The organism is Streptomyces sp. NPDC052064 (assembly GCF_055585925.1).
Genome location: NZ_JBVJJE010000009.1, coordinates 96,583 through 113,948, shown reverse-complemented (window position 1 = coordinate 113,948; position 17,366 = coordinate 96,583). Strand labels below are relative to the sequence as shown.

The following is a 17,366-nucleotide window of genomic DNA, read 5'->3' as shown; positions in this document are numbered from 1 at the left end:
CCAAGGGAGTGCATGGCGCTGCGTCTATGCCCTGGCGGGCGGGCTCTGGGCGGTAACACCGTTCACCGCGGACTCGCCCGTACGCACCCAGGCGGCGAGATCGGCGAGGTACACGTTCGTCAGGGCGCCCTCCAGGGCGTCCCCGAGGGCCGCCCGGTATGTGGGTGTCGCCTCCGCGTAGCGCCGTCGGCCGCCCGGCGTAATGCTCGCGGCCACGGCCCGTCCGTCACCGGCGGCCGAAGCCCGCTCGGCCAGCCCCTGGGCCTCCAAGCGCGCCACCAGGCGGGTGACCGTGCTGTCTTTGAGGCCGATCCGGTCTGCCAGCTCCCCCATCCGCAGCGCCGCGCCGCTGTCGGGCCGGGCAAGTGCGCACAGGGCCCGGTACTCGGAAAGCGGCAGGCCGTGCCGATGCTGGAGCGTCTCGTCCAGATGCTTCTCCACACGGCCCAGGAGCCGTACGGCCATGCACCAGCGGTCGTCTTGCGCGTCGTCGGCGGGCCTCGGGGTCTCTTCGGGCGTCGCGATTGCACTCACATGACCACAATACCTGCTTGTACAAGCAAGGAATTACTCGGAGACTCTGCCGACCGCTCTCAGGATGACGCTCCGTAGCAGGTGGCGATCGCGGTGGCGCGGTCGCGCAGGGAGTCGCGCAACCACTGCGGGGCCAGGGCTTCCGCGTTCGTGGCGAGCTGCCACAGCGCCCATTCGGCGTGTCTCGAATCTTGGAAGGTCACCTCCAGCCGCAGCCGACCGTCCGCGTCGGCTTCTTCGGCGAGTACCGCCAGCGCGGTACCCACCAGGTCCTCCCGCCGCGCCGGGTCCACTCGTACCAGCACGGTGACTTGGTCGCCGCCGGTCCGAAACTGCTTGCTGCGTTCCTGCCAGGCCCGGTCCAGATCGACCCGGTCCGGTCGCTGTGCCGGTTCGGCGAGTTCCTCGGCGGCCAAGACCCGGGACAGCCGGTAGGTGCGGTCCGCACCGGACCTCGTGGCCAGCAAGTAGCCCTGTTCGCGTACGGTTACCAGGCCGATCGGGTCGACCGTGCGCCACCTCGGGGCCTGGTCCGCAGCCGCGTAGTGGATGCGCAGCTTGTGTCCGGCGAACACCGCGCGCCGGACCTCGGTCACTACGGTGTCGGGCACCTCCTCAGCGACCAGCCGGCGCGACAGGATGTCGGTCTCCGGGTCGATGAGCAATCGCTGAGCCGCGCCGGCCGCGGTGGCCCGGTAGCTTTCGGGGAGCGCGTCGACCACCTTGAGCATGGCCGAAGCGAGCGCCGAGCCGAGGCCGAACACCTGCGCGCCGCGCCGTGATCCGGCGACCAGCAGGGCCAGTGCCTCGTCGTGGTTCAGTCCGGTGAGTTCGGTCCGGAAACCGGGCAGCAACTCGAACCCGCCGTGCCGGCCGCGTTCGGCGTAGACCGGGACGCCGGCCGCGGACAGCGCCTCGATGTCGCGCAGCACGGTGCGGGTGGATACCTCCAGCTCGCGGGCCAGCGCGGCTGCGGAAAGCCGACCGTGCTGCCGCAGGAGCAGCACCAGCGATACCAACCGGTCGGCGCGCATACGAAAACGCTACAGGAATACATGACAAGCGATGTCGTAATTCGTTGGGAGGCTTACCGGCATCACAAGGACCCGCGCACGAGAGGTGATCCCCATGACACACGCCCTTGTCAATCCGGACGGATTGCACGACCCGGTCCCGTTCGGCTACAGCCACACCGCCACCGTCCCCGCGGGTACGGAATGGGTGCTTGTCTCGGGTCAGTACGGATCGGGCCCGGACGGCGCGGTCGTCTCCACCGACTTCACCGAGCAGGTGAGGCAGACGTTCCGCAACATCGGCGTCGCTCTAGCCGCCCATGGGCTCGACCTCAGCCACGTCGTCCAGCTCAGGACGTATGTGGTGAACCATGACGTCAGCAAGCTGGGGCCGATCGCCGGGGCCGTGCAGGAGGGCTGGGGTACGAAACCGCCCACGCAAACCCTCATCGGTGTCGCGAGCCTGGCGGCGCCTGACGTGCTGTTCGAGGTCGAGGCCCTCGCCGCCCGGCCCTGACGCGCCGCCGCCCGCATCCGGGCTGTTCGACCCGACGCGGGTGGCGGACCTCGGACTGGACCGGTCGGCCAGTCCAGTCTTCGCCGGTTGGCCGTTCCCAACCGCTCGGAGGGGTGGTTACGGTCCGGTCATGGACGAGCTGACCGAGATCTTCCATCACGCCGCCGAGCACGCCGCCGCCTACCGCCGCTCGCTGCCCGAGCGGCCGGTGGCGCGGCCCGTCGACCATGCGGCCCTGCGTGCCGCGTTCTCCCGCCCATTGGACCGCTCGTCCGCCGACCCGCTCACGGTGGTCGACGAGTTGGTCGCCGCCGCCGAGACCGGACTCGTCGCCACCGCGGGGCCGCGGTTCTTCGGGTTCGTCGTCGGCGGGGCGCTGCCCGCGGCCACCGCCGCGGAGATCCTCGCCGCCGGGTGGGACCAGAACGCCTTCAACGCCGCGCTCTCGCCCGCCGCGCTCGCCGCGGAGGAGGCGGCGGGCGGCCGGCTGAAGGACCTGCTCGGCATCCCCGCCACGGCGTCCACCGGATTCGTCACCGGCGGACAGGCGGCCAACACCGCAGGGCTCGCGGCAGCCCGGCAGCATCTGCTCACCGAGGCCGGTTGGGACGTCGCACGCAAGGGGCTGGGCGGCGCCCCGCGCCTGCGGGTGGTCGCGGGCGAGGAGCGCCACGCCACCATCGACCGCTCGCTGCGGCTGCTCGGCCTGGGCACCGACTGCCTGGAGACGGTCCGCACCGATGGACGCGGCGCCCTCGACACCGGCGACCTGCGCCGGGTGCTGGCGTCCGACCCGGGCACGCCGGCGATCGTCTGCACCCAGGCGGGCAACGTGAACACCGGCGCCTGCGACGACCTCCGTACGGCCTGCGATCTCACCCACGCCCACGGCGGCTGGGTGCACGTCGACGGCGCCTTCGGCCTGTGGGCGGCCGCGAGCCCGGCGACCCGCCACCTCGTCGACGGCGTCGAACTGGCCGACTCCTGGGCCTGCGACGGCCACAAGTGGCTGAACGTGCCCTATGACTGCGGCTACGCCTTCTGCTCCCGCCCCGCCGTCCACGCCGACGCTCTGTCGTACACCGCCTCCTACCTCACCCGCGCCGGCGGTACTCCGGCCGGCGGCGCCGACTACACCGCCGAGTCCTCCCGCCACGCACGCGGCTTCGCCACCTGGGCGGCGCTGCGCGAACTCGGCCGTGACGGCGTCGCAGAACTCGTGGACCGCTGCTGCTCCCTCGCCCGCCGCTTCGCCGGCGGCCTGTCCGCGGCGGGCTTCGAGGTGGTCAACGACGTGGCACTCAACCAAGTCCTCGTCAGCTTCGGCGACGACGCCCGTACCGACCATGTCGTGCGGGCAGTGCAGAACGACGGCACCTGCTGGATGGGCGCCACCACCTGGCGCGGCCGACGGCTGATGCGCATCTCGGTGTCCGGCCACACCACGACAGAGGCCGACGTCGACCGGTCGATCGCGGCGATCGTGCGGCTGACGCGGGCGTCGTGATCCTGGCGGCACTCACCAGGACAAGTCGCGCACGCACGCCGGCGCTTCCTGTATGAGGAGGCATGAGCGGTGCGCGAGCAAGGGCCGTTGTCGGTCCGCGTCGTTACCTCGTCGGCCCGGCGCCTGTTGTCAAGGGGACACCGGCTTGTGCCAACGCGGACGGGAAAGGAACACGGGGATGGATGGGGCACTGAGCACGCTGGCGGCGGGTACGGCGACGGCTCTGATCAACGTTCTCGTCACGGACACGTGGGACGGGGCGAAGCGAGCGCTGACGGCGCTGTGGCGGCAGGTCAGCCCGGCACAGGCGGACCGGGTGGACGCCGATCTGGACGAGGCCCGTGCGCGGCTGCTCCAGGAGGGTGACACCGGCGGTCCCCAGGGGATGGCCCTGGCCGGCGAGTGGCAGGGACGGCTGTACGGCCTGCTGCTGGCGGACCCAGGGCTCGCCTCGGAGTTGCAGCGACTGGCCGATACGCGGTTCAGTGCACGACCCGGCGGTGACGGTACGCCCGGCGAGGGGCGCGCGATCCGCCAGCAGGCGAGTGTGACGGGTGGCGGCAGTGCGTACCAGGCGGGCGGCGACATCAGTATCAGCAGGGCATGACGTCTCATGGGAGAACGATCCTCGGCTCGGCAGAGGGCCACGCTGTCCGGTGGTGGCAACAGCTACCAGGCGGGCGGCGACATCACCATCGCGGGCCACGCCGGGAAGTGGTGGCTCGTGGGCAGTGCCGGCGCAGCGGTCGTGGCGTCCGCTGTCGCGTTGATCGTCATGAGCAGCGGCGAGAGCGCATCGAGCGGTGAGGATCCGGCCGAAGCGTACAAGGGTGGTCCCGCTCCTTCCTCGCCCACGGTGGTCGCGCCCGCCGAGGCATACGACTTCGACTTCCGGACCGGCTGCCGCCCGAGTCGGCGCAGCGGCGATCCGATCCTGTGCCAGGTGTGGCGCCACGACGGCGCCCCGGTGCGGGCCGGCATCACCGTGGAGAGCCGCTATGTCCGCACCCTGCCTCAGGGGCACTGGCCTTTCAGCTGCCAGCAGCAGGGCGGACAGGACAGGACGACGGGCAAGTCCAAGTCATACCGGAACAATTGGTGGCTCAAACACCAGGACGGCTGGGTGAACGCCGTGTACGTCAACGGCCCGGAGGGAAAGATGCCGAACCTCCCGGAGTGCTGATGCCGGCCGGTCGGACAGCGCCTTGTCCGACAACGTGGGCAGGGCCACGCGCAGTTCGCTGTACGGGATCACTCGGGATCACTCGGTGCCGAGGCCGTCGATCAGGCGGCTGAGGAACCGGGTGAACGTGGCTTCGGGCGTGAGGGTGCGCGCGGGGGCGGAGATGGCTTCGGCGAGTTCCGGGTGATGGCCGTCCGCGGCGACAGTCGCGAGGTAGCGGGCCTCGGCTGCGACCCGGTCGGGGGACTGGGTGGCCGCCGCGTGCATGACCTCGTGGGCGACGTGTCCGGCGACGAACGCGGTGAGCTGGGCGAAGACCTCCAGCTTTGCCGCGCCGTCCAGACCGGTGGGGCGCAAGGCGGCGAGGGCGTGTTCCAGGAACGCCAGGGAATTGGGGCCGAGGCTGCGGCGGGTGGAGAGCGCGGCGGGCAGCCAGGGGTGGCGGAGCATGAGGTCGCGCTGGAGGTGGGCGATGGCCTTCAGGTCGGTGCGCCAGTCGCCGGTGAGAGGACCCGACGTCGGCAGTTCGCCGCTGACGTGGTCGACCATCAGTTCCAGCAGCGTTTCCTTGTCGGAGGCATAGCTGTAGAGCGACATGACTCCGGCTCCGACCTGTGCGGCGACCCGCCGCATGGTGACCGCTTCCAGCCCTTCCGCGTCCGCCAGGGCTACGGCGGCCGCCGTGATCGCTTCGCGGCTGAACCCCGGCCTGCGGCCCCGGCGGGGCCGATCGGGACTCAGCCACAGCTGTTGAGGGTCGATGCCCGGGGCTCCGGGCCCGCCGTCACGCGTCACCGTCTTCGTACTCCTGTCGACGTGGCTCGCTTGGTGGTATCCACCAACGCGTATCCAAGCATCCTCTATTCTCGTACAACGTACGTAAAATCGAGGAGGGGAACCAACCATGGCATCACGCACCCACGACCCTGCGGCGAAGCCGGCCTGGACACCGCCCGGCCGGAAGCCGCCGCTGTCCTCACGGATGATGAGGGCGATCTGGCGCGGTCTCCCGGACAAGCGGCACGACGTCGGGTGGGAGCCGGGGCTGGTGGTACCGGCCGCCGATGGCAGTCCGTTGGTCACGGACCACTACTTCCCCCGGACGACCGGCGATTTCCCCACCCTCCTGGTGCGTTCGCCGTACGGCAGGGGCCTGCCCTGGTCCCCCATGTACGGCATGCTCTTCGCCGAGCAGGGCTTCCACGTGGTCCTGCAGAGCTGCCGCGGCACCGGCGGTTCAGGCGGTGAGTTCGATCTGTGGCGCAACGAGGCCGCCGACGGCCGGGCCACGGTGTCCTGGCTGCGCGAACAGCCCTGGTTCAACGGGACGCTGGGGACTGTCGGCCCCAGTTACCTGGGATACGTGCAGTGGGCGCTCGCCCTGGACCCGCCGCCGGAGCTGAAGGCGATGGTGGTGCAGGTGGGTCTGCACGACCCCTACTCCCTCTTCTACGCGGACGGCGTCCTCCGGCTGGAGAACGCGCTGCTCGTCGGCCTGGGCATGGCGTACCAGCACCGGGGGGCCGCGCCTTTCGCCAGGGCGACGCTGCGTTTGCAGCGCCGTATGCGCGAGATGGTCACCGCGCGGCCACTGCGTGGGGCGTACACGGCCGCTCTCGGAGACGTGCCGTGGCTGGACGACGTGATGACGCACCCGGACGCCGACGACCCGTACTGGGACGGCGCGTCCCTGGCACGGGCGGCGGAGCGGCTGAGCGTCCCGACGAGTCTGGTCTCCGGATGGCACGACGCCCTGGTCGACCAGACCTTCGAGCAGTACGCCCGACTGCGTCAGGCCGGGTGCGACACCGCCCTGCTCGTCGGCCCCTGGACCCATACGTCCGCCATGCAGCAGGGCTGGCCCGAGGTCTTCGCCGAGAGCCTCGCCTGGCTGCGCGCGCACCTGTGCGCCGAGCCCTCCGGACTGCGTCCCACGCGTGTGCGCGTGCACGTCGGCGGCGAAGACGTATGGCGGGACCTCGACGACTGGCCCTCCCTCTCCCCCGTCACCACCTCGTGGGTTCCCACCCCGGACGGCAATCTCGGGCAGCGAGCCGACGCGGCACCCCGGGACGGCGCGGAATCCGCGCCCCTGGCGTCCCTGCGCTACGACCCGGCCGACCCCACACCGTCCATCGGCGGCCCCCTGCTCTCCCGCACGGCCGGTCCCCGCGACAACAGCGCCCTGGAGGGCCGGGCGGACGTCCTGACCTTCACCGGCCCGCCGCTGGCCGAACCCGTGGACATCCTCGGTCCGGTCTCCGCACGGCTGAGCGTCTCCACGGACACCGGGTACGCCGACGTCTTCACCCGTCTGTGCGACGTGGACGCGCAGGGCCGCTCCACCAACGTCTGTGACGGGGTCGCTCGGCTGGAGACGGTGGGGCAGGCGCCCTCGGAGGTCACCGTGCGGATGAGTTCCACCGCCTACCGCTTCCCGGCCGGGCACCGGATGCGCTGGCAGATCAGTGGGGGTGCCCATCCGCGCTACGCCCGCAATCCGGGTACCGGCAAGTCCTCGGTGGACGCGGTCGACTTCACACCGATACGCATCACGCTGCACGCCGGCACCGGGCTGATACTTCCCCACGGGTCCCGGACCGCGTGAAGCGATGTCTAACGGTGGGTCCGCTCCGCGATCCACCCCGCCATCGCCCGTACGCCGATGCCGATGGACCGCTCGTCCGGGGCGAAGTCGGGGAAGTGCGGGTAGCTGGTCGTGATGGGGGCGCCGGGGGCGCGGACGCCGAGGAAGGTGTACGTGCCGGGGACGCGGTCCAGGTAGAGGGCGTAGTCCTCGCCGCTGAAGGGCGGGAACGCGGAGTGGAGCGTGGCGACCGAGTCACGGCCCAGTCTGCGGCGCAGGTGGCGGGCGAGCGCGCGGGCGTCGGGTTCCGGGCAGACCAGGGCCGGGAACGGCTCGGCGGGGAAGCTCACCGACGCTCCCGCGTACGGCCTGGCCAGCCGGCGGATCTCCTCGCGTATCTCCGTGTACCGCTCCTGCGGCCAACAGCGGTAGGACACGTTCACCTCGGTCTCCCGTGCCGAGGCCCGGAGCGCGACGAAGCGGGCGAACGGGCCGTCGGGCGTCTGGGCGTCGGTGACCATCCGCTCGATGTCCGCGGGCGTCTGCGGGGGTGTCACCGTGGCGAGCGCGCCGATCTCGGCGGCCAGTCGCCGCGCGGCATCGGGTGCGTCCGGGCCCTGGAGCGTCACCTCCGCCTTGTCCTGGCCCGGCATCCCGTACCCCCCGGTCACGGCGAACCGGCCGACGGGGAACGGTCCGCAGTGCAGCGCGTGGATCTCCTCGAGGCGGGTCTGCTCCAGCACGCCCGCCTCGATCAGTGCGCGGGCTCCGGAGAGGCTCTCCTCGGCGGGCTGGCAGAGGAACACCACCGTGCCGCTCAGGTGCTGCCGCAGCCGCGCCAGGGTCTTTGCGACGCCCAGGGCCACCGTCGTGTGGATGTCGTGCCCGCAGAAGTGGGCCGCGGCCCGGCCGCCACCGACGATGTCCTTGGGCGGCACCGCGTCCATGTCCGCCCGGTACGCGACCGTCCGGCCCGGACGCGCGCCGTGCAGGACACCGACCACGCCGTGACCGCCGACCCCGGTGGTGACGGTCAGCCCGGCCGCTCGCAGCTCCCGGGCCACCACGCCCGCGGTACGACGCTCCTCCCCCGGCAGCTCGGGGTGCCGGTTGATGTCCCGCCTCAGCTCGATCAACCCGGCCTCCAGGCGCGCTGCCTCGGCGTCCACCGCCCCGTTCGCCACCGGTCTCCTCCACCCGCCGGCGACGGCCTTCCCCTCGTTACCCCACACCGCTCCCGTACCGGCTGCTGCCGCCATGCCGGCCAGGAGCGTACGGCGGGCGAGAGCATGCTCCGCAGGACGCTCCACTGTTCCCCCTTCGTGGTCTGCCAAGTGGTCGTCCGGCGAGCGGAAGACCCGTGCGTACACGATCGCTTCTCGCGCATGCGTCGCCCATCCGGCGAGCCACCGCTTGTGGGTGGGGGTACCCCCCGCCGGGCCCTGTGGAAGGCCCCGATCTGTCTCAGCCCCGTACGGCCAAGTGGTACGCCGAGGCCCACAGCACCGCCGCGCTGCCCAGGCCGACCACGCCCCGTACCGTCTCGCTCGTGAGGCCGGCCGCGATGAGGACGAAGCCGACGACCGCGACGGTGGTCAGCAGGGCCGCCGTCCATCGGTACTGCCACTGGTCGTACAGGCGGGCGAGCGGGAAGAAGTGCAGTCCCACGACGAGGGCGATGCCGGCCGGGATGACCTCGGGACGGCCCGAGGCGTTGGACGCGGCGATGACGGCGAAGACGGCCACCAGCTCGACGGTGTTGACGATGCCGACGCCGCGCGCCCAGTTCGCCGGCAGGTTCACGGTCCGGGGCGAGGGCGCGGCGTTCTTGCGGTATCCCAGGTAGAGGGCCACCGCCGTGAGCAGCACGGCCGCCACCTCGATGCCCAGCGGGGCGACGTCCGTCGCCGAACCGGCCCCGGAGGCCGCCGCGACGGCCCACACCAGGGCGAACACGGAGAGCACGAGGGTGCCGCGGCGCCGCAGAGCACGGGTGAGCGCGAGACACTCGGCGTCCGTGGTGGACGGGGTCGGGGACGTGTGGTTCATCAGCTCGGCCAAGGAGCTGATCCGTGAGGCTCAGCGATCTCGTCAGACGCGTCCATGGACGCAGTGTGCTGGACAACGGCACCTGAGCGCACCAGGTTTGAGGCGGTTGCAAGTGACAGCAATGGCTCCCGTCCGTCCTCGGATGCTCCGGAAACCGACTCGAAAGATTCGATGAGCGGAATCCTGCATTCCGGGTTTCCGGTCCGAGCAACCCCGCACAACCCCGCCCTACTGCGACCCCAACTAGCCATCGACCTGCGACAATTACCCCCGTCGGAGCCCAAACCGTAAACGAATCTTTCGCAACAACCACCGAAACCATTGACAGTTGGCAGGGCCAGGCCAACACTCCCGGGGACAGCGCACCTCCGTCACGACCCCCACACGGACGAGGAGGAAGCACCCCCATGACGCACTCGTTCAGCCGCCTGCGGCTGCTCGTCAGCACCGCCTGCACCATGCTCCTGGTCGCGGTCGCCGGCATGGCCCTGCCAGGAACGGCCCACGCCGACACGGTCGTCACCAGGAACCAGACCGGGACGCACGACGGCTACTACTACTCGTTCTGGACCGACGCACCGGGCACGGTCTCCATGAACCTGTCCGCAGGCGGCAGTTACAGCACCTCATGGCGGAACACCGGGAACTTCGTCGCGGGCAAGGGCTGGAGCACCGGCGCCCGCCGCAGCGTGACCTACTCCGGCACGTTCAACCCGTCCGGCAACGCCTACCTGACCCTCTACGGCTGGACGGCCAACCCGCTCGTCGAGTACTACATCGTCGACAACTGGGGCACGTACCGGCCCACGGGTACGTACAAGGGCACCGTCACCAGCGACGGCGGTACGTACGACATCTACAGGACGACGCGCTACAACGCCCCGTCCGTGGAGGGCACGCGGACCTTCGACCAGTACTGGAGCGTGCGGCAGTCGAAGAGGACGGGTGGCACCATCACGGCCGGCAACCACTTCGACGCCTGGGCCCGGGCCGGTATGCCCATGGGCAGCTTCAAGTACTACATGATCATGGCGACCGAGGGTTACCAGAGCAGCGGCAGCTCCAACATCACGGTGCGCTGACGATGGCAGCCACTCCACGGATCTCGTTCCGCGCCCTGCTCACGAGGCTGACCGTCCTGGCGACGGCCGCAACCGACACCCTCGTGGCCACCACCACGACGGCCGCCACCGCCACCCCGTCCCGGGCCGCCGCCTGCACCGGATACGTCGGACTCACCTTCGACGACGGCCCGTCCGGCAACACGACCACACTGCTCAACTCACTCCGCCAGAACGGCCTACGGGCCACGATGTTCAACCAGGGCCAGTACGCCGCCGCCAACCCGTCTCTGGTCCGGGCCCAGGTGTCCGCCGGCATGTGGATCGGCAACCACAGTTACACCCACCCGCACCTGACCCAGCTGAACCAGGCACAGATCGACTCCGAGATCTCCCGGACCCAGCAGACCATCGCGAACGCGGGAGGCGGCACACCGAAACTGTTCCGCCCGCCGTACAGCGAGACCAAAGTCGGTCGCGGCCCGCCACGGCCTCACCGAGATCATCCGGCACGTCGACTCCCGGGACTGGAACGGCGCGAACACCGAAGCGATCGTCCAGGCTGCCGACCGCCTCACCAACGGCCGGTTGTCAGTGCCCGCTCCTACGATGCGTCGCATGCCTGAATGGATGCACGTCTCCGATCCTGTTCTGGACACCGGTCGGCACGACGAGGTGAATCTCGTGTTCGCGCGCGGGATGAAGCTGGACACGCTCGCCGAGGGGTTGCGTGAGCTGCGGCGGGAGCCGTTGGTGAGCGGGGAGGGGAACGGGTGGGCGTGGGTCGTCCACGACATGCTCAACGCGGAGATCGAGGACTACGACGCCGTGGCCTACGGAGAGATCTCCGCGGGCGCCGAGGTCGTCGTGTTCGTGACCGAGCCGTGCAGCGCGAAGGCACACCCGCCGCACTTCGAGTACTACCGGGACGGGCGGCTGATCACCTGGTTCAGCTTCGAGGACCTGACGCAGCGGCCCGGGGACAACCCCGACCATCTGTCCGCCGAGTTGCTGGCCGCGAAGCTGATCGGGCCCGACGCCGAGTGCGAGAAGGCGGACGAAGCCGGTCACGACTGTTTCGACCACCACTACGAGGACCACAACCGCATCGTCCGGGCGGTCGCCGGCTTCTTCGACCTGCCCTCGCCGCCGCTGTCCCCGGAGGTGACGGCCCGGTGACCTGGCTCGCCCCGGACACGTTCCTCACGTTCTGCCGGGGAATCCCCCTGGCCGGCCTGCACGGCTTCTTCACCGAGGCGGGGCTGCCCGCCGCCGGCTCCGGTGCCTCGAAGGACGGCTGGGCCTGGTTGACGCACCACGCGGAGTCCACCCCCGACGGCGGCGCCGTCCAGCAACTCGGCCAGTACATCACCGGCTTCCGGTACGCGGACCGTGTCCGAGACCAGGAGAACGTCGACATGGTCTTCCTGGCGTCCACACCAGCGTGCTCGTGCGGCGACGGCCGGCGGTACGCGGTGCCCCACTGCGCCGAGCATCCGTACCAGTTCGCCTACAGCCGCGGCGGCTTCGCCGTCTCGCTCTTCAACGTCGGTGCGCGCCGCGAGTCCCGCCGCTTCGGCAGCCAGGCCGACCTGTTCGTACGGCAGTTCCTGGAGGAGGGAATCGTCGGGCGGACCACCCGGTACGACTCCGAGCCGGGCTTCAACCCGGACGGCACGGAGACCGTGCGGATCATCGCCGAGCACTTCGGGCTGCCTGCCGCACCCCTCGGGTCGGGACGCGAGTAGGTCGACGTACTTGAGTACGCGTGCTCATGACGTGCCCACCCGGCCGACGCGACCATGACGGTATGAAGAATCGGGGCATGCTTTCGGCCGGGGCCGCGCTCGTTCTCGGGGTGCCTGTCGCCGCCTGGGGACTGATGGGGCAGCAGAACTACGACGGGCTGCCGGCGAGTGAGCTCGACTACGCCTACCAGCCGTGGGACATCGGGGACGGTGCGGCCGCCGGCGTCGGTGGGCTCGCGCTGGTGCTGGCGGGGGTCGGTGCCGCGGTGCTCGTGCGGGGTACGCGGCGTGGCGGGATGGACCGGCGCTGGTGGGGGGTGCTCGGGCCGCTCGTGGTGGTCGGGCTCATGGCCGGTGTGGGCTGGCGGATCCTGACCGCGGGGGTCGTCGGGGCCAACATCGGTGCCGGGCTGCTGATCATCTTCGGTACGCCGGTCGCGGCCGGGCTGGTTCTGTGGGCCCTGGGGCGCGGCGCCTGGCTGGCGACCCGGCGGCACGGGAACGACGGTGGGACCGGCGGCCGGCGCCTGGGCGGTTTCGCCTCCGGCGGGGCGTGACGGGTGGCGGCTCGCTTCCGCGTGGCCGAAACTCCACGGTGGTCCGGTAGCGGGGTCGGACAACATCCGAGTCCGGCCCGGGAGTTCACCTAGGTTGGTGGGCCGGTCCCCCTTCCCCACCCCCAGGAGGCCCTGCCGTGCTCGACGACAGCCTGCGTGACCGTATCGACACGTCCAAGCCCCACTCGGCCCGCTTCTGGAACTACTTCGTCGGCGGCAAGGACAACTACGAGGTCGACCGCGAGATCGGCGACCAGATCAAGTCGATCTTCCCGGGCCTGGTCGACGTGGCGGTCACGAGCCGTCGGTTCCTGGGACGGGCCGTGCGGTATCTGGCCGTCGAGCAGGGTGTACGGCAGTTCCTGGACGTCGGCACCGGGCTGCCGACCGCCGACAACACGCACGAGGTCGCCCAGCGCGTGGCACCGGACTCCCGGATCGTGTACGTCGACAACGACCCCATCGTGCTGGCCCACGCCAACGCCCTGCTCACCAGCACGCCCGAGGGCAGGACCGCCTATCTGGACGCCGACCTGTACGACCCGGATGCGGTCCTGGAGGCCGCCGCGGGCACGCTCGACCTGTCCCGGCCGGTCGGCCTGATGATCCTCAACACGCTGGGGCATGTCGCCGACTACGAACAGGCGCGTGGACTGGTGCGCCGCCTGATGGCGGGGTTGCCGGCCGGCAGCCACCTGGTGATCAGCGACAGCACCGCGACGAGTGAGGGCATGATCGCCGCGTCGGAGGCTTACAACGCGAGTGGGGCGGTGCCGTATTACGTCCGTGAGGTTGCCGAGATCGCCGGGTTCTTCGACGGGCTGGTGTTGGTGGAGCCAGGAGTCGTGCGGGTGCCCGAGTGGCGGCCGGAGGCTGCCCAGGGTGCCTCCGGCAGTGCCGTGGACGCGTACTGCGGCGTGGGCCGCAAGCCCCAGTAGGGGGTCGAGGGGGCCGTCGTCGGGTGCCGCGCCGTCGTGGAGGGTCGCGCGGTTCCCCGCGCCCCCAAGAAGCCTCCAAGAAGCCCCCACGCGATAATCAGGACATGTCCGCACCGCCCCCCGCCCCCGAGCCGGTCCAGCGGCTCATCGATGATCTGCTCGCGGTGGGTGAGCCCTACTCCCTCGTCCTCGCCGGCGGCTACGCGGTGCTGGCGCACGGGCTGGTGCAGCGGGCCGGGCGGGACGTGGACGTCGCCACCGAGCACCCCGCCGGGATGGACGGCATCGCCGACACGGTCCGGACCGGGCTGGTGGCGCGCGGCTGGCTCGTGCAGACGCTGGAGAGCGATGCGCTGTCCGCCCAGTTCCTCGTCACCGACGCGGCGAGCGGTGCGGAGTACGAGGCCGGCCTCCACAAGGAGGTGCTGTGGCGCCCGCCCGTGGTGACCGGGCTCGGGCCGGCCCTGTCCCTCGACGACGTCGTGGGCACGCGGGTGCGGGACCTGGCCGACCGTGGACTCGCCCGCGACCTGGTCGACGTATACGCCGCCGCGACCCGCTGGAGCCACCCCGAACTGGAGGAACTCGGCCGCCGCCACGCCCCCGAGCCCTTCGACCTCACCGACCTCCAGGCCCGGCTGACCGGTACGGACTGGCTCGACGACAGCGCGTTCACCGCCCACGGCCTCGACGCCACGGGCGTCGCCGGACTCCGCCGCTGGGCCCAGGAGTGGGCCGACGACATCGCGGAACGGCTCATCGAGGGCGGGGCCCCGGACGAGAGCGCCCCGGACGAGGAGTGACCCGCACGGGGACTGACCGGTCGGTACCCTGAGCGGATGGGGAGAGGGGCAACCGGGCAGGTGGGGGTGGTCGCCGCGCTCGTACGGGCGGCGTTCCTGGTGGACGGTGTGTACACGGAGGCCGGCCGGGCGTACGGACTGACACCGCAGCAGGGGAAGCTGCTCTGCGTACTGATGCCGCAGCCGTACGGGATGGGCGAGCTCGGGGAGATGCTCGGGCTGGCCAAGTCGAGCCTGACCGGGCTGGTGGACCGGACGGTGCAGCGCGGTCTGGTACAGCGGGAGGCCGACCCGCGCGACGGGCGGGCCGTACGGGTGGGGCTGACGGAGGACGGCGCCGCACTCGCCGAGAAGTTCCACGCCGAGACCTGCCGCCGGATGGAGGCCCTGCCGTCCGGGCTCAGCGGCGCCGAACGGGAGCGGCTGGCCGTACTGCTGTCGCGGGTCGTGGTGGACAACGAGGTTCCCGAGGTGTTCGTCGAGGCCGAGAGGGCGTGGGGCGTCGAGTAGCGGGACCGGCTGGGAAGCGCCGTGAGGCACCGCTCCCGCACGACACGTGCTCCGGCTCGCTCACCCGCCGTTGGGGCCGCCGAAGATGCCGCCACCGTCGCCGTTCCCCTGGCTGGTGCCCTCGTTGCCTCCCGTGCCGTCGGTGGGGGTGGGACGGACGGTTTCTGTCGGTTGGTCAGAGGGGCTCCAGCTCGGTGTGGCGGACTCCTCGTCGTTTCCGCCGCCGTCGGTGGTGCCACCGACAGATCCGCCGGAGACCGTGTACGCGGATCGCGCGGACGACGGCGTTGTCGGTGGTGCGGCGGCCCCTTCTCGTGGCAGTCGGTCGAGGACGAAGCTCGTTCTCGCCTTCTCGTTCAGCACGAGCGCCTCGGCCAGGTAGGTGCCGGAGGAGGCGGTTCCGTCTCGGTCGCAGCCTTTGGTGCCGGTCCTGCGGTCCCAGTGGAAGTCGACGGTGACGGGCTTGTCGCGCGCGAGCTGTACCCAGCGCTGGCCGTCGTGGCCGGACGCGCAGGCAGATGACCTCCACGTCTCCTTGAAGTCGGCGGCTCGGGTCACCATGAGGTAGGCATCCGTACGGCTGAGGTTGATCCGGCAGGGAAACGGACCGCCGGCTCCGGTGTCCGCTCTCACCGCGAGTTTCAGGTGCGGGTCCTCGTCGGAGTAGGCGTTGGCGACCGACCTCAGCCGCACGGTGATGTCGGCGCTGGTGCAGGCCCTCAGTCCCATGATCGCCACCGTGTTGACCGGCTGGTCGCCGATGTCGGCCACGTCATCGGCGGCCGGCCTGCCGGGCAGCGTGGTGCTCGACGGTGAAGCCGACGCGGACGTCTCGGAGGCACCACGGCCTGCCGGATTCTCGAAGCCCCCGGGTACCAGCAGCAGTGCCAGCCCCAGGCCCGCCCCGGCAACGCACGCGACCGCCGCTGGCAGCGCACGCCACGGCACACGCTCCGGCGCGGTCTTCCCGCCGTCGGCGGTATCGTCGCCGAGGGCCCGTGCGGTGCTCTCACGTGAGTCGTCCATGCGGGTGTCCGTGATGAGCTCGTTGGCGTGCCCTGCTGCTCCTCGGTGGCGTAAGTCCTCGTTGTGGCTGTGCTGGTTGCGTACGAGCGTGATGGAGCGACCGCCGTTGCGGATCCGTTGCTGCGGAAGGGGATGACCCTTCGCCCGCAGCTCGCGCAGCACGGACCTGTAGATGGTCTCCATGTCCAGGAATTCCGGGCCCTCGGGAATCCCCTCGGACAGGACCCTGAGCAGTTCACCCGTGAAAGCGGTGAAGCGCTCGCCCGGGGGTGCCAGCGACAGTCTGTTCTCCGCGGTGGCGGTCATGACGTAGGAGCCGTCGACCTCGGCGTGATCCGCCATCTCCACCGCCGGGCCCATGTGGCCCTGCAGAGCCCGCCCGCTGAAGCAGCAGTCCACGATGACCACCTTGTTGCGTGCCCCGCCGCCCGCGTCCAGCATCACGTTCCGCAGCTTGGAGAACTCCAGGGCGCGGTAGAGCCGGTCGGGGTGGGTGTCCGGCAGTGCGAGGCACAGCTCGGAGTGGGGGGAGACCAGGCCGTGCCCGGCGAAGTACAGCACGAAGGTGTCCCGCGTCTCGGCTGCGGCGTCGTAGACCGTCTCCAGGATCTCTCGGCCGGTGGCGGGGTTGAGCAGGGTGGTGCAGTGTTCCTTGGGAAGACCCCAAAGATCATCGCGGGTGAAGAGGGCGCCCAGGTCGGTCACGTTGTTGGTGACGGCCGGCAGAGCCTCGAGTTCCGTGTAGTCCGAGACGCCGATGATGACGGCCCGCGACGTGGAGGTGTCGGGCAGGGGCATTACGGGCCTTCCACGGTCCCTCCAGCAGCACCCGTGGGTTCGCCGGAACCCGTCGTGTGCGACGCCGCCGCCGATTCGGCTTCCTCCGCGGTGCGCAGCGCCTCGACGATGCGTCGTACGGTTTCCTCGTTCCCGTCCCGGACCGTCAGGACACCACCGGGGAAGGTGATGGTCACCGCGGGCGCGGAAGGACGCGCCGTGCGCCAGGTCGCGTACGCCACCGCGAGGTTGAGCGCGGCGATTCCCTGCCCCAGCACCAGCTCGATGACGTTCGTCGCGCCCATCGCGCCCGGTGCGCCACGGCTTTGGAGACTGGGCCCCCGCACCTCGCGCCTCAACTCCGTGTCGCCGCGCAGCCAGGCGAAGAGATCGGCGATCGCCACGCCGGTGTCGTCCTGCTCGGCAGAACCGATGGTGATGCGCACCAAGCCTCCCCACTGTGTGCGCGTGGAGTGTCGCGACGCGCACCACGTCCGGACGGACGTTGAGTACAACGCGGGAGCGGCTGATCGGATACTTCGCTCCAGGGGCTGCA

General features: G+C 70.9%; 19 protein-coding genes and 1 pseudogene. 13 read left to right on the top strand and 7 right to left on the bottom strand.

Annotated elements, in window-relative coordinates:
* Nucleotides 1–24: 24 nt before the first annotated feature.
* Nucleotides 25–534 carry a MarR family winged helix-turn-helix transcriptional regulator gene (locus tag ACZ6TU_RS24700; RefSeq protein ID WP_467673036.1) on the bottom strand — a complete coding sequence of 170 codons (510 nt, stop codon included), beginning with the start codon at nt 532–534 and terminating at the stop codon, nt 25–27.
* A gap of 59 nt (nt 535–593) precedes the next feature.
* A complete protein-coding gene (locus ACZ6TU_RS24695) occupies nt 594–1,568 on the bottom strand; it encodes a helix-turn-helix transcriptional regulator (RefSeq protein ID WP_467673034.1) in 975 nt (324 codons plus the stop codon).
* 94 nt (nt 1,569–1,662) lie between these two features.
* Here ACZ6TU_RS24695 and ACZ6TU_RS24690 point away from each other — a divergent pair, with 94 nt between their 5' ends.
* From ACZ6TU_RS24690 to ACZ6TU_RS24675, 4 genes are all read left to right on the top strand, one after another.
* Nucleotides 1,663–2,064 carry a RidA family protein gene (locus ACZ6TU_RS24690; protein ID WP_467673032.1) on the top strand — a complete coding sequence of 134 codons (402 nt, stop codon included), beginning with the start codon at nt 1,663–1,665 and terminating at the stop codon, nt 2,062–2,064.
* Between the two features lie 130 nt (nt 2,065–2,194).
* Nucleotides 2,195–3,571: a pyridoxal phosphate-dependent decarboxylase family protein gene (locus ACZ6TU_RS24685; protein WP_467673030.1), complete on the top strand. Its 1,377-nt coding sequence runs from the start codon at nt 2,195–2,197 to the stop codon at nt 3,569–3,571.
* Nucleotides 3,572–3,749: 178 nt separating this feature from the next.
* Nucleotides 3,750–4,178, top strand: a complete 429-nt coding sequence (locus tag ACZ6TU_RS24680; protein WP_467673028.1) for a hypothetical protein — start codon at nt 3,750–3,752, stop codon at nt 4,176–4,178.
* A gap of 6 nt (nt 4,179–4,184) precedes the next feature.
* Nucleotides 4,185–4,754: a hypothetical protein gene (locus tag ACZ6TU_RS24675; protein ID WP_467673551.1), complete on the top strand. Its 570-nt coding sequence runs from the start codon at nt 4,185–4,187 to the stop codon at nt 4,752–4,754.
* 78 nt (nt 4,755–4,832) lie between these two features.
* Here ACZ6TU_RS24675 and ACZ6TU_RS24670 read toward each other — a convergent pair whose 3' ends face one another.
* Entirely contained in the window at nt 4,833–5,549 is a 717-nt protein-coding gene (locus tag ACZ6TU_RS24670) for a TetR/AcrR family transcriptional regulator C-terminal domain-containing protein (protein WP_469551032.1), read from the bottom strand.
* A 109-nt stretch (nt 5,550–5,658) separates the two neighbouring features.
* On the opposite strand from ACZ6TU_RS24670, the gene ACZ6TU_RS24665 reads away from it, so the two are divergent.
* Nucleotides 5,659–7,362 carry a CocE/NonD family hydrolase gene (locus ACZ6TU_RS24665; protein ID WP_469551029.1) on the top strand — a complete coding sequence of 568 codons (1,704 nt, stop codon included), beginning with the start codon at nt 5,659–5,661 and terminating at the stop codon, nt 7,360–7,362.
* An 8-nt stretch (nt 7,363–7,370) separates the two neighbouring features.
* Here the strand turns inward: ACZ6TU_RS24665 and ACZ6TU_RS24660 are convergent, their stop codons facing one another.
* The gene (locus tag ACZ6TU_RS24660; RefSeq protein ID WP_467673521.1) at nt 7,371–8,525 is read right to left on the bottom strand and encodes an amidohydrolase; all 1,155 of its coding nucleotides are present in this window, start codon (nt 8,523–8,525) and stop codon (nt 7,371–7,373) included.
* Between the two features lie 280 nt (nt 8,526–8,805).
* A complete protein-coding gene (locus ACZ6TU_RS24655; RefSeq protein WP_467673023.1) occupies nt 8,806–9,402 on the bottom strand; it encodes a hypothetical protein in 597 nt (198 codons plus the stop codon).
* A gap of 395 nt (nt 9,403–9,797) precedes the next feature.
* On the opposite strand from ACZ6TU_RS24655, the gene ACZ6TU_RS24650 reads away from it, so the two are divergent.
* The 8 genes and pseudogenes from ACZ6TU_RS24650 to ACZ6TU_RS24615 all read left to right on the top strand — a co-directional run bounded on the left by ACZ6TU_RS24650 (nt 9,798) and on the right by ACZ6TU_RS24615 (nt 15,007).
* A complete protein-coding gene (locus tag ACZ6TU_RS24650; protein ID WP_467673021.1) occupies nt 9,798–10,472 on the top strand; it encodes a glycoside hydrolase family 11 protein in 675 nt (224 codons plus the stop codon).
* A gap of 2 nt (nt 10,473–10,474) precedes the next feature.
* A pseudogene (locus tag ACZ6TU_RS24645) lies at nt 10,475–11,042 on the top strand (polysaccharide deacetylase family protein); the annotation flags it as partial.
* A 27-nt stretch (nt 11,043–11,069) separates the two neighbouring features.
* Nucleotides 11,070–11,630, top strand: a complete 561-nt coding sequence (locus ACZ6TU_RS24640; RefSeq protein WP_467673519.1) for a DUF6461 domain-containing protein — start codon at nt 11,070–11,072, stop codon at nt 11,628–11,630.
* Nucleotides 11,627–12,199, top strand: coding sequence for a hypothetical protein (locus ACZ6TU_RS24635; protein ID WP_469551025.1), 573 nt, complete (start codon nt 11,627–11,629; stop codon nt 12,197–12,199). The genes ACZ6TU_RS24640 and ACZ6TU_RS24635 overlap by 4 nt, the downstream gene beginning before the upstream one ends.
* A gap of 77 nt (nt 12,200–12,276) precedes the next feature.
* A complete protein-coding gene (locus ACZ6TU_RS24630) occupies nt 12,277–12,756 on the top strand; it encodes a hypothetical protein (protein ID WP_467673017.1) in 480 nt (159 codons plus the stop codon).
* Between the two features lie 137 nt (nt 12,757–12,893).
* Nucleotides 12,894–13,694: an SAM-dependent methyltransferase gene (locus ACZ6TU_RS24625; protein WP_469551022.1), complete on the top strand. Its 801-nt coding sequence runs from the start codon at nt 12,894–12,896 to the stop codon at nt 13,692–13,694.
* 104 nt (nt 13,695–13,798) lie between these two features.
* Nucleotides 13,799–14,497, top strand: coding sequence for a hypothetical protein (locus ACZ6TU_RS24620; protein ID WP_467673013.1), 699 nt, complete (start codon nt 13,799–13,801; stop codon nt 14,495–14,497).
* Nucleotides 14,498–14,533: 36 nt separating this feature from the next.
* The gene (locus ACZ6TU_RS24615) at nt 14,534–15,007 is read left to right on the top strand and encodes a MarR family winged helix-turn-helix transcriptional regulator (protein WP_467673011.1); all 474 of its coding nucleotides are present in this window, start codon (nt 14,534–14,536) and stop codon (nt 15,005–15,007) included.
* Between the two features lie 60 nt (nt 15,008–15,067).
* Here the strand turns inward: ACZ6TU_RS24615 and ACZ6TU_RS24610 are convergent, their stop codons facing one another.
* Both ACZ6TU_RS24610 and ACZ6TU_RS24605 read right to left on the bottom strand, forming a co-directional pair.
* Nucleotides 15,068–16,831 (bottom strand): caspase family protein, encoded by a 1,764-nt coding sequence (locus ACZ6TU_RS24610; protein WP_467673009.1) that lies wholly within the window; start codon nt 16,829–16,831, stop codon nt 15,068–15,070.
* Nucleotides 16,831–17,256 (bottom strand): effector-associated constant component EACC1, encoded by a 426-nt coding sequence (locus ACZ6TU_RS24605; RefSeq protein ID WP_467673007.1) that lies wholly within the window; start codon nt 17,254–17,256, stop codon nt 16,831–16,833. Before ACZ6TU_RS24605 ends, ACZ6TU_RS24610 begins: the two co-directional genes overlap by 1 nt.
* Nucleotides 17,257–17,366: the final 110 nt, after the last annotated feature.

Coding starts and splice junctions, on each gene's coding strand:
- ACZ6TU_RS24695 (WP_467673034.1), bottom strand. CDS start 1,568: ATGCGCGCCGACCGGTTGGTATCGCTGGTGCTGCTCCTGCGGCAGCAC.
- ACZ6TU_RS24690 (WP_467673032.1), top strand. CDS start 1,663: ATGACACACGCCCTTGTCAATCCGGACGGATTGCACGACCCGGTCCCG.
- ACZ6TU_RS24685 (WP_467673030.1), top strand. CDS start 2,195: ATGGACGAGCTGACCGAGATCTTCCATCACGCCGCCGAGCACGCCGCC.
- ACZ6TU_RS24680 (WP_467673028.1), top strand. CDS start 3,750: ATGGATGGGGCACTGAGCACGCTGGCGGCGGGTACGGCGACGGCTCTG.
- ACZ6TU_RS24675 (WP_467673551.1), top strand. CDS start 4,185: ATGGGAGAACGATCCTCGGCTCGGCAGAGGGCCACGCTGTCCGGTGGT.
- ACZ6TU_RS24665 (WP_469551029.1), top strand. CDS start 5,659: ATGGCATCACGCACCCACGACCCTGCGGCGAAGCCGGCCTGGACACCG.
- ACZ6TU_RS24650 (WP_467673021.1), top strand. CDS start 9,798: ATGACGCACTCGTTCAGCCGCCTGCGGCTGCTCGTCAGCACCGCCTGC.
- ACZ6TU_RS24640 (WP_467673519.1), top strand. CDS start 11,070: ATGCCTGAATGGATGCACGTCTCCGATCCTGTTCTGGACACCGGTCGG.
- ACZ6TU_RS24630 (WP_467673017.1), top strand. CDS start 12,277: ATGCTTTCGGCCGGGGCCGCGCTCGTTCTCGGGGTGCCTGTCGCCGCC.
- ACZ6TU_RS24620 (WP_467673013.1), top strand. CDS start 13,799: ATGTCCGCACCGCCCCCCGCCCCCGAGCCGGTCCAGCGGCTCATCGAT.
- ACZ6TU_RS24615 (WP_467673011.1), top strand. CDS start 14,534: ATGGGGAGAGGGGCAACCGGGCAGGTGGGGGTGGTCGCCGCGCTCGTA.
- ACZ6TU_RS24610 (WP_467673009.1), bottom strand. CDS start 16,831: ATGCCCCTGCCCGACACCTCCACGTCGCGGGCCGTCATCATCGGCGTC.